Origin of the sequence: Achromobacter sp. ACRQX (assembly GCF_022346505.1) — a bacterium.
In the GTDB taxonomy this organism is placed as follows: domain Bacteria; phylum Pseudomonadota; class Gammaproteobacteria; order Burkholderiales; family Burkholderiaceae_B; genus Achromobacter; species Achromobacter animicus.
Map to the genome: position 1 here is coordinate 1 of NZ_JAKRML010000054.1, position 10,635 is coordinate 10,635.

At 65.7% G+C, this 10,635-nt stretch carries 9 protein-coding genes and 1 riboswitch; of the genes, 6 read left to right on the forward strand and 3 right to left on the reverse strand.

Annotated elements, in window-relative coordinates; genetic code table 11:
• The 4 genes from MHZ91_RS27920 to MHZ91_RS27935 form a co-directional block, all read left to right on the forward strand.
• Positions 1 to 512: siderophore ABC transporter substrate-binding protein (locus tag MHZ91_RS27920; protein WP_239216551.1), on the forward strand; the 512-nt coding region annotated here is incomplete at its 5' end.
• A gap of 28 nt (positions 513 to 540) precedes the next feature.
• Positions 541 to 1,533, forward strand: coding sequence for an iron chelate uptake ABC transporter family permease subunit (locus MHZ91_RS27925; RefSeq protein WP_239216552.1), 993 nt, complete (start codon positions 541 to 543; stop codon positions 1,531 to 1,533).
• A 94-nt stretch (positions 1,534 to 1,627) separates the two neighbouring features.
• Entirely contained in the window at positions 1,628 to 2,512 is an 885-nt protein-coding gene (locus tag MHZ91_RS27930; protein ID WP_239216558.1) for an iron chelate uptake ABC transporter family permease subunit, read from the forward strand.
• Complete coding sequence (locus tag MHZ91_RS27935; protein WP_239216553.1) at positions 2,509 to 3,267, forward strand: ABC transporter ATP-binding protein; 759 nt, start codon at positions 2,509 to 2,511, stop codon at positions 3,265 to 3,267. The genes MHZ91_RS27930 and MHZ91_RS27935 overlap by 4 nt, the downstream gene beginning before the upstream one ends.
• Positions 3,268 to 3,309: 42 nt before the next feature.
• On the opposite strand, the gene MHZ91_RS27940 is transcribed toward MHZ91_RS27935, so the two are convergent.
• On the reverse strand, positions 3,310 to 5,430 hold the full coding sequence (locus MHZ91_RS27940) for a 5'-nucleotidase C-terminal domain-containing protein (protein WP_239216554.1): 2,121 nt from the start codon (positions 5,428 to 5,430) through the stop codon (positions 3,310 to 3,312).
• A gap of 74 nt (positions 5,431 to 5,504) precedes the next feature.
• On the reverse strand, positions 5,505 to 6,320 hold the full coding sequence (gene thiM, locus MHZ91_RS27945; protein WP_239216555.1) for a hydroxyethylthiazole kinase: 816 nt from the start codon (positions 6,318 to 6,320) through the stop codon (positions 5,505 to 5,507).
• A gap of 31 nt (positions 6,321 to 6,351) precedes the next feature.
• Positions 6,352 to 6,483: riboswitch (TPP riboswitch) on the reverse strand.
• A gap of 193 nt (positions 6,484 to 6,676) precedes the next feature.
• Here thiM and MHZ91_RS27950 point away from each other — a divergent pair.
• A complete protein-coding gene (locus MHZ91_RS27950; protein ID WP_239216556.1) occupies positions 6,677 to 7,312 on the forward strand; it encodes a glycoside hydrolase family 19 protein in 636 nt (211 codons plus the stop codon).
• A 249-nt stretch (positions 7,313 to 7,561) separates the two neighbouring features.
• On the opposite strand, the gene MHZ91_RS27955 is transcribed toward MHZ91_RS27950, so the two are convergent.
• On the reverse strand, positions 7,562 to 8,011 hold the full coding sequence (locus MHZ91_RS27955; protein ID WP_175138322.1) for a PA2169 family four-helix-bundle protein: 450 nt from the start codon (positions 8,009 to 8,011) through the stop codon (positions 7,562 to 7,564).
• Positions 8,012 to 8,222: 211 nt separating this feature from the next.
• Between MHZ91_RS27955 and MHZ91_RS27960 the strand changes: the two genes are divergently transcribed.
• A partial coding sequence (locus tag MHZ91_RS27960) for a DNA internalization-related competence protein ComEC/Rec2 (protein ID WP_370647900.1) occupies positions 8,223 to 10,635 on the forward strand: 2,413 nt, incomplete at its 3' end.

Consider the following 10,635-nt stretch of genomic DNA (forward strand, 5'->3'; position numbering starts at 1 on the left):
GCGTCCGGCGCAACACCGAAACGCTGGCCGCGCTGTACGGCAAAGAAGGCGTGGCCAAGGAGAAGCTGGCCGCGCTGGACGCGTCCATCGCTTCGTTGAAAGGCAAGGCCGCCAACGCCGGCACCGCGTTGATCGTGCTGACGACCGGCGGCAAGATGAGCGCCTACGGTCCGGGCTCGCGCTTTGGCGTGATTCACGACGCCTTTGGCGTGAAGCCCGCCGCGACCGGCCTGAACGTGTCCAACCACGGCCAGGCGATTTCGTTCGAGTTCATTGCCCAGACCGATCCGGACTGGCTGTTCGTGATTGACCGCGACGCCGCCATCGGCCGCGAAGGCGTGTCGGCGCAGCGCATGCTGGACAACGAACTGGTGCGTCCGACCAAGGCGTGGAAGAACCAGCGCGTGGTCTACCTGAACGGCTTCAACTGGTATCTGCTCGGCAGCGCGGGCCTGACGGCCATGCAGCAGAACGTGGATCAGATCGCCGCGGCGCTGTCGCAAGGAAAGTAAGCAGCATGCAAGACGGGAAGGGCTGCCGGTGAACTGGCGGCGCGCAATCAGCGGGTGGGGTGGCCTGACGGCCGTGGTGGTGGTGTTGCTGCTGTTGTGCGTGGCCAGCATCAGCCTGGGCGCGGGCCAGATGCATTGGGCCGCGCTATGGAACGGCGGCGAAGAGGGCGAGCGCGCGTGGCGGCTGCTGCTGGTCAGCCGCGTCCCGCGCACCCTTGCGCTGCTGCTGGCAGGCACTGCGCTGGCCGTCGCCGGTCTCATCATGCAGATGCTGGTGCGCAACCGGTTTGTTGAGCCCACGACGGCCGGCACCGTCGAATCCGCCACTCTCGGCATCCTGGTCGTCACCTTGCTGGCGCCCGATACGTCCGTCATCGGCAAGATGCTGACGGCCACGGGTTTTGCGCTGGCGGGCACCTTGCTGTTTCTGGCGCTATTGCGCCGCGTGCCGCTGCGCACGCCCTTCATCGTGCCGCTGATCGGATTGATCCTGGGCGGCGTGATCCAGGCGGTCACCACCTTCATGGCGTACCGCTTCGACCTGTTGCAGTCCCTGCATGCGTGGACCACCGGCGACTTCTCCGGCGTGCTGCGTGGCAGATATGAACTGCTGTGGATCGGCTTTGCGCTGGCGTGCGCCGCGTATGCCGCCGCCGACCGTTATACGGTGGCGGGCATGGGCCGCGAGTTCGCGTCCAACCTGGGACTGAACCATGCGCGGCTGACGCTGGTCGGCCTGTTGATCGTTTCCGCCATCTCGGCCGTGGTAGTGGTGACGGCCGGCAGCATTCCGTTCCTGGGCCTCATCGTGCCCAATGCCGTCAGCCTGTTGCTGGGCGACAACATGCGACGCGCCATTCCTTGGGTGGCATTGCTGGGCGGCGTGTTCGTGCTGGCCTGCGACATCATCGGCCGGCTGGTCATCCACCCCTACGAGATTCCCATCGGGACGGTGGTGGGCGTGCTGGGCAGCATCCTGTTCCTGTGGCTGCTGCGCACGCGGAGGAACCGCTTTGGCTGAAATCGCCTCGACTTCCCGCATAGCCCCGCGCCCGCCGCAGACATGGCGTCTTGCAGCGCTGGGCGCTGGGGCGCTGCTCTGCATCGTCGCCTTCATGACGCTGGGCGCGAACGGCCAGTGGTCGTTCGTCATTCCCTTCCGCGGCGGCAAGCTGCTGGCCATGCTGCTGGTGGCGTATGCGGTGGCGGTGTCGTCCGTGCTGTTCCAGACCATCACGCATAACCGCATCCTTACGCCCGCCATCATGGGCTTCGACGCCCTATACCTGCTGATCCAGGCCGTGGTGGTGTTCGGCTTCGGGCAGGCGGCGGCGACTGCAAATCATCCGGTCGCCGCATTCCTGCTGGAAGTGTGCGCGATGACCGCGTTCGCGTGCCTGCTGTTCCGCTGGCTGTTCTCCGACGCTGTGCGCAGCCTGCATTTGATGATGCTGGTGGGCATCATCTTCGGACTGCTGTTTCGCAGCTTGTCGAGTTTCGTCGTGCGGTTGATCGATCCGAATGAATTCCTGGTGCTGCAGGACCGCATGTTCGCCAGTTTCAATTCGGTGCGCGTGGAGTTGCTGCCAATCGCTTTCGGGGCGGTCTGCGCCGCGTCGCTTTTCGTCTGGCGCATGCGCCGGCGCTACGACGTGCTGGCGCTGGGGCGCGATATGGCATTGAACCTGGGCGTGAACTATCGCCGCACGCTGATGGTGACCCTGGCGGCGATCGCGGTGCTGGTGTCCGTCTCGACGGCGCTGGTCGGTCCCGTGACGTTCTTTGGTCTGCTGGTCAGCAACCTGGCATATCAAGCCATGGGATCGGACAGGCATCGGTACACGGTGCCGGCCGCGACGCTGCTCAGCGTCATCTTCCTGGTGGGGGGCCAGACGCTGCTGGAGCGCGTGCTGGGGCTGAACACCACGGTGAGCGTGGTGATTGAATTCGTGGGCGGTGTGATGTTTCTCGTCCTGATCTTGCGCAGGGGGCGCCGATGATAGAAATCCAGAACGTCAGCAAGCAGTACGGCGACACCGTCGTGATCGACGATGTCAGCCTGGACCTGCCGGCCGGCGGCGTCACCGCCATCATTGGGCCGAACGGGGCGGGCAAGTCGACGTTGCTGTCGATGGTGAGCCGGCTGCTGCCGATGAGCGCGGGCCGCGTGCTGGTGGAAGGCCTGGACGTCACGCGTGCCGACAGCCGGGAACTGGCGCGGCGCCTGGCCATCCTGCGCCAGGACAACCACCTGCCGCTGCGGTTGACGGTGAAAGACCTGGTGGCGTTTGGCCGCTACCCGCACACGGGCGGGCGGCTGACGATGGATGACAAGGTCCACATCGATCAGGCCATTGCGTACCTGAACCTGGAGCCGCTGGCGGACCGTTATCTGGACGAGATGTCCGGCGGCCAGCGCCAGCGCGCGTTCGTGGCGATGGTGCTGTGCCAGGATACGCGCTACGTGCTGCTGGACGAGCCCTTGAACAGCCTGGACATGAAGCATGCCGTCGCCATGATGGGCACCTTGCGGCGCGCGGCTGATGAACTGGGCAAGACGGTGGTGCTGGTGCTGCACGACATCAACTATGCGTCCAGCTATGCGGACCGCATCGTGGCAATGCGGCTGGGGCGGATCGCCCGGCACGGCACGCCGGCGGAATTGATCCGCCCCGACGTGCTGAGCGATCTGTACGAACTGCCGATCGACGTGCATGAGATCGGCGGCAAGCGCATCTGCGTGTACTACCGCTGAGGCGGGGCGCCCCGCCGCAGGGCGCCCGCCGGATCGAACCGCTTACTGCGTCAGATCGATCGCGTAACGCGACAGCTGCGTCACGGGATCGGGCGTGGCGTCAAACACCGACACGTTGGTTACGTCGTGCGCCGTGGCCATCGCCAGCGTGCCCGGCACCGACGAAAACACCACCGGTCCGGCCAGCGAACTGACCTGCGCGAAACGCCAGCTGCGGTCCAGGCCGTAGGTGGCCAGGTCGAGCGTGGGGTTCTTCTTGATGTAGCTGATCAACACGTCGCGGCTGGCGTCCGGCGCCTGCAGCACGATGTCGCCCTTGCCGCCGGCTAGGCCGGGGAAGTCGCCGCCACCGCTGGCGCGGTAGTTGTTGGTCACCACCAGGAATTGCGCATTCAGATCCAGCGGTGCGCCGTTGTACGTCAGCGCTGTGATGCGCGAGCCCTTCGGCTTGGTCACGTCGATTTCATACTGCAGCGCATTGCCGGCCGCATACAGCACGTCGAAGTTGAACGTCGGAAAGCCGGTGTCGATCAGATCCTGCGGCGCGACCTGTGCGGGGTCGATCTGCTTGAACTGCTCGGCCGTCCTTTCCAGCCATTGGCGCACGATGTCGCCGCTGACCCGCACGACTTGCAACGTGTTGGGGTACAGGTACAGGTCGGCCGCGTTGTTGATCGCGACGTTGCCTTGCTTCACATACGTGAAGTCGCCGGGACCGTTGCGCCCGCCCTTGAACGGCGCGGCGGCTGACAGGATCGGCAGGCCCGCGTACGACGGGCTGTTCTTGGCGATGTAGTCCGTCAGGTAATCGATCTGCGCCATGTTTACGATCTGCAGCGCGGACACGTCGCCGGCCAACGCGTAGTACGTGGCCATGTCGAACTGGCTCTGGCCGATCGGCGTCTTCACGTAGTCGATCGTCGCGGCGTGCTCGGCTTGAACCAGCTGCTGTGCGGCCGCGTCGGGCGCCACGTAGGTCGCCGGCGTGGAGCCGCTTTGCGCGGTCAGGCGCGTGGAGATGCGCTGCACCTGCGTCGCCTCCTTTTGCACCTTCCAGCCCTGGTCATACGCGAGCTTCAGCGTGATCTGGCCGAGGTTGTTGCCCCACTGGCCGGCCTGCACGGTCGGCACGCCATTGATCAGGCCCTTTGCCAGCTCGACACCGGGTTGCCCCGCGAACTGCGATTTCTCGTTCGTGTCGGGGAACAGCAGATGCTGGTGGCCCGTGATGAGCGCGTCGATGCCGGGCACCTGGCTGAGATAGCCCGCGCCGTTTTCCATGTCGGGGCTGTAGGGCGTGGCCAGGTCGATGCCGCCGTGCGCCAGCGCCACCACCAGGTCCGCGCCCGCAGCCTTCATTTCGGGCACGTAGCGCGCCGCGGTCTCCTTCCAGCCCGTGACTTCCACGTGGCCTTCCAGATTCGCCTTGTCCCACTGCATGATCGGCGGTGGGGCGAAGCCGATCACGCCCACCTTGAGCGGCACGTCGATGGACTTGCCCGCGCTGTCGGTGGCGGTGAAGGTCTTTTCAAGCAGCACATAAGGCTTGAAGATCGGCTGCTTGGAGGCCGCCGAGACGACGTTGGCCGACACGAACGGGAACGCCGGCGCCGCGCAATCCTTGGCGCCCGCCGGGTTGGTCTGTGCCGTACCCTTGCCGATGCCGGCCAGACCGAAGTCCACATTGGTGATCTGCGACAGATAGGGCAGGCCGTAGTTGAACTCGTGATTGCCCATCGTGGCCGCGTCGTACGACAGCAGTTTCATCTGCTTGTAGATCGCGATCATGTCGGAACACTGCACCGGCGACACCAGCGCCTGGTAGTCCGACAGCGCCGTGCCCTGCACCGTGTCGCCGTTGTCCAGCAGCAGCGTATTCGGATACTGCTTGCGCGCATTGGCGATCAGCGTGGCCGTGCGGTCCATGCCGTAGCTCTTGTCTTCGGCGAGCTTGTAGTAGTCGTAACCCAGCACATTGGCGTGCAGGTCGGTCGTGCCCAGAATCGCGAGGTCCAGCGTCGTGCCTTGGGGCACGCTGGCCTGCGGCGGGGTCTCGGGCGCGGTGGTGTCGTCGTCATCGTCGTCGCCGCCGCAGGCGGACAGGCCGGCCACCAGCGCAAAGCTGGCGGTCACTGCAAAGATCTTGCGTAGGTTTGGCTTCACCGTCTTTCCTCCGTGTTGAAGGGAGGAATTTTGGGGACGGTGTGTGACCTACCCGTGACATGCACGGGGTCAAATCAACGAAGCGGGGATTCGCGGGTCAGGCAATCCGCGTCCAGCGCCGCCAGCGCATCCAGGAACCGCCAGGCGAAAGAACCTGGCCCGTCGGCGTGCACCGCGGCGCGCTCGCCCGCGATGCCAAAGCACGACAGGGCGGCCACCGCCGCCACATAGGGATCGTCCTTCGATACGGCGGCAAAGGCGCCGACCACGGCGCTGAGCGCGCAGCCGGTGGCCGTCACGCGGGGCATCAGCGGCGAACCGCCCGCAATGCGTACCGCGCGCGTGCCGTCCGTGACGTAATCGACTTCGCCGGTGACCGCCACCACGGTTTTGCGGCGCGCGGCGATGTCGTGGGCTGACTGCTCGGCCTGCGCCACGGCGTCGCGGGCGTCCACGCCCTTGCCGGCGCTGTGGCCGCCGGCCAAGGCGATGATCTCGGATGCGTTGCCTCGGATGATGGCGGGTTCAAGGTCCAGCAGCCGCTGAATGGCATCGCGGCGAAAGGCGGTTGCGTGATGCGCCACGGGATCCAGAACCCAGGGGGTGCCGGCGTCCACCGCGGCTTGCGCCGTCAGCAGCATGCTCCGCAGCCAGGGCGAAGACAGCGTGCCGATATTGATGACCACCGCGCCGGCAAAGCGCGCGAATTCGGGCGCCTCTTCTTCGGCGTGCACCATGGCGGGCGACGCGCCGATGGCGAGGACCGCATTGGCCGCGTAGTTCATGGAGACGAAATTGGTCAGGCACTGCACCAGCGGCGCGTCGCGGCGGACGGCGCCGAGCAGGTCCTGGGATTGGTGGGAGAGGGAATGCAGGTCGGGATGCGTCATGCCGGGCGGTCCTGGGGCGTGGGACGCGCATGCGGCGGCACACGCACCATCCCTACGCCAGCGTTATCTGGATCAGGTTCGACGGGTCGCCGTGCATTGCCTGCCATAGGACGGCAGGCCAACGGATTCTCAGCTTCTTGGCGAAGCTCCCCGGGTGGTTGGCGTATGTTCCCGGCGGAACCGGGCAGGTGTCAAGCGGCCAATTCGTGCCGGATCGATCCACATACTCAATTTGAGGTATTGGCGGCTGTCACGCCCGGCTCACAATCATTGACCCGCGTTTGATCGCCGTGATGAATGCACACGCGACGGTATCGGCGGGGCGTGATGACTTCCTATGCAAGCAGGTGACCGCCATGCTGAGTGCAGAACAACTCCAACGCATCTTTCCCAACTGCAAAGCCCCCGCTGCGTGGGCCGACGCATTGGCTCCCGCATTTCAGAAATACGAAATCGAAACGCCGGATCGCATCGCCAGCTTTCTGGCGCAAACGGGGTATGAGTCGGGCCAGTACAACCGGATCGAGGAAAACCTCAATTACTCAACTGCCGCGCGGTTGACCAAGGTGTGGCCAAAGCGATTTCCCGATGAGGCGTCGGCCATGCCGTATGTGAACAATCCGCAAGGACTGGCGAATCTGGTGTATGCGAACCGGATGGGCAATGGCGATGCGCAAAGCAACGACGGCTTCCGGTATCGGGGCAGGGGCATCATCCAGCTGACGGGGCGCAGCAATTACGACTCGGCCGGCGACGCCATGGGTGTCAATTTGCTTGAAACGCCCGAGTTACTGTCCGATCCGAGATGGGCTGCGCTGAGCGCCGGGTGGTATTGGCAGTCTCGCGGGCTGAATGAGTTGGCGGACGACCGTACGCATGACGATGACCTGGAGGATTTCGCCAGGATCACACGGCGGATCAATGGCGGGCTGGTGGGTCTGAAGGATCGTTTTGCGTTGTTCAAGCAGGTTTATGCCGAGCTGATGCGGTGAAGGCGCAGGTCCGCGTCGGCGCTTCGGATAGCCTTGTTCGGCAGCAGTCGGCCCATCCGGAATCGTCAGGTCGCGTGTGGCCAGCGTGACTAGGGTTTGCGGTCGCATTGAAGAAAATGCGCGTCATGCGCCGGCGCATTATTAGTCCGGCATGCTTACGCAGCCGAAGCCATGCAATACAACGCCCGCCCGGCGCAGGGTGCGACGGGCGGGCGGTTTCAATACAACGCGTATTGCAGCTTGAGGTGCTTACGTCGCGGCGCGGAAACGATTGCGCAGATCGCGGATCTGGTCGTGGTTGCGCAGCACGCCCTGATATTGGCGTTCGACAACAGCGCGCACGTTGTCAGGCAGCGTTTCTTTAAGCGCCTTTTCGTAGTCCGCCTTGGCCACGTCCTCGCCTTTCTCGCATTCCTCGAGCAGCGTCAGGTCGGTGCGGCTGGATACCGCCGCCTTGATGTTCGTCCAGCCACGATGCATGGCGCCGGCCACCGTGCCGCTGTCCTCGGGCTCGCCGCCCAGTTGCGTCACCAGGGTTTGCAACTCCGTGGCGCCGGCCGCGCAGTCGCGCGAACGGTTGCGGAACAGCTCCTGCATCTCGGGCGCCTTGGCGTCTTCAGCGGCCGCGGCAAAGCCCTTTTCGCCGTTCTTCGACGTCTCGATCAGATTGTTCAGCACCTTGATTACATGTTCAGCCATGTTGGTCTCCTTGGTTTGGAAGGAACAGGCGGCGCAGGCCGCCTGGGAATTGGAGACTCAGCAAGTGGCGTGCCTGGGTGGGGTTGCGGATCAATCAGCGGGGTAAGGGTCTCGGCGCAGGCCTTGCGGTCAGCCGGGGTGGACAAACGCGTTCACTGCGCGATCAGCTGCGTTTCTGTCCCCCTAGGCTGTGAGCTTTCGGGAGGCCGACATCAACGGGCGATCATTTTGTCTCGCATTCGTGGCGGGCGCTGCGTGGGTGCAGATTCTGCCTACCCTGCCGCCGGCGTACGCGCTGTGGATCCTCGCATGCGGTTGTGCAGGGGCGCTCTGGTTCACGTCGGGGGCAACGCGTCCCCTCGCGGCGACCGGGGCAGCGGTGATGGCGGGGTTGTTGGCGGGCGTGCTGAATGCCGCGCTGCAAGCACAGCATCGCCTTGACGATGCGCTGGCGGAGGTTCACCAAAACGAGGTGTCGCGTCTAGTCTTGCGCGTGGTGGCGTTGCCGGACGGCGACGCGCAGCGTCAGCGCTTTCTGGCCGAACTGGCTGAGCCGGCACGATCGGGCATCCCGAATCGGATCCAGGTCACCTGGCAGGCGGGCGCCGGCGCCAACCAACGTGTGCCGCAGGTGCTGCCGGGGCAGGTCTGGCGGATGGCGCTGGTGCTGCGCAGACCACATGGCCTGCTCAACCCGGCCGGACCCGACACGGAAGGGCGCATGTTTGCCAGCGGCGTGCGGGCAACCGGCACCGTGCGTGGACAGCCTGTGTTGCTGGACGACCGGCCTTGGGCGTCGCCCGGCATCGCAATTGAACGTGCGCGGCATCACGTGCGCGAAGGCATGCGTGCGGCGCTGGGCGCGCATCGTTATGCGCCGGTGCTGATTGCGTTGGCAATTGGCGATCAGGCTGGTGTGTCGCGCGACGACTGGCGGATATTCAACCGCAGCGGCATCACGCATCTTGTGTCGATCAGCGGCATGCATGTGACATCGATTGCGGGCATTGGCGGTCTGCTCGCGTCGGCGCTGTGGCGACGTCTGCGCTGGCGCGGAGTGGGAATGGCGGAGCGCATGCCGGCCCGCATCGCCGGCGGGGCGGTGGCCGCGTTGGTTGCGCTGTTGTATTGCCTGCTTGCGGGGTGGGGCGTGCCGGCGCGCCGCACGTTCTTCATGTTGCTGGTGGTGCTGGCGGCGGCGTTGTCTCGGCTGCCGTTGTCGGGCGGTCGTGTGCTGGCGTGTGCAGCGGCAGCCGTGGTGGCGCTGGACCCGTGGGCGCCAATGGCAGCGGGCTTCTGGTTGTCGTTCGGCGCGGTGGCAGTGTTGTTGCGCATCGCTGCCGCGCCGATTGATGTCGACGCCGGCTGGCGCGCGCGCTGCGCGACGCGGCTGGGGCAGGCCGTGCGCGTGCAATTGCTGGTGACGATTGGGCTGATGCCGTTGCTGGCATATCTGGTGCATCAGGTGTCGCTGGGCTCGCCTTTGGCCAATGCCGTGGCCATACCCGTTGTGACCTTTATCGTGACGCCGCTGGCGTTGCTGTGCGCGGCGCTGTCGTGCCTGCCGGGTGCCGAGACGTTGGCGGCGTGGGCAGGGCAGGCAGGACTGGACTCTTTCGACCTCACCATGGTGCCCGTGGCATGGGTGGGCAACGCAAGCTGGGCCAGCGTGCCGGTTGCGGCCGCTGGGTGGATGTGGCTGCTGCTGGCGGTCGCGGGCATGGCGTGGGCGTTGCAGGCACGCGGGTGGCCGGGGCGTCATCTGGGATGGGTCTGCATGTTGCCGTTGCTGTTCTGGCGGCCGGACAAGCCCGAACCCGGCTACTGGCGCATGAGCGCGATGGACGTAGGGCAGGGCAGCGCGATCCTGGTGGAGACGGCCAATCAATCGCTGCTGTTTGACGCCGGGCCGCGCAGCTATGGCGGCAGCGATGCGGGCGAACGGGTGGTCGCGCCATTCCTGCAGTCCCGGGGGATCGGACGGCTGGACGTGCTGGTACTGTCGCACGCGGATATGGATCATGTTGGCGGCACGCGTGCCGTGCTGGCGGCGGTGCCGGTGGCGCGAAGCTTTACGTCCTTCGATCTTCCGACGTACGTGCGGCGGGACGCCCGCATGTGGCCCGACGTGGGCAATGCGCGGCCGGTACTGCCTGATGAGATGGTGCGTTGTGAACGCGGACTGCGATGGGAAGCGGATGGGGTGGTGTTCACTTTCCTGCATCCGGGGCCGTCAGAACGCAACGCGAAGGCGGATGACCGCAATGCCGACAGTTGTGTGCTGCGCGTGGAGGGTAAAGACCATTCCCTGCTGCTGACCGGTGATGTGGGCGTGGCGCAAGAGCGGGCCCTGGTCGAGCAGGGGCTGGCGGATGCGGACGTCGTCCTGGCGCCGCATCATGGTTCGGCGTCATCGTCCAGCCGTGAATTGGTGGCGGCCACGCAGGCCAGGCACGTCATCGCGCAGGCGGGACATCTGAATCGGTTCAAGCATCCGGCGCGGGCGGTGGAGCTGCGGTGGATGCGGGCTGGCGGCAGGTTCTGGCGGAGCGACAAGCATGGGGCGGTGATGGCGGAATCAGGTCCCGGCGGGTTGGAGGTTTGGGGGCAGCGGGAGCGGGGTG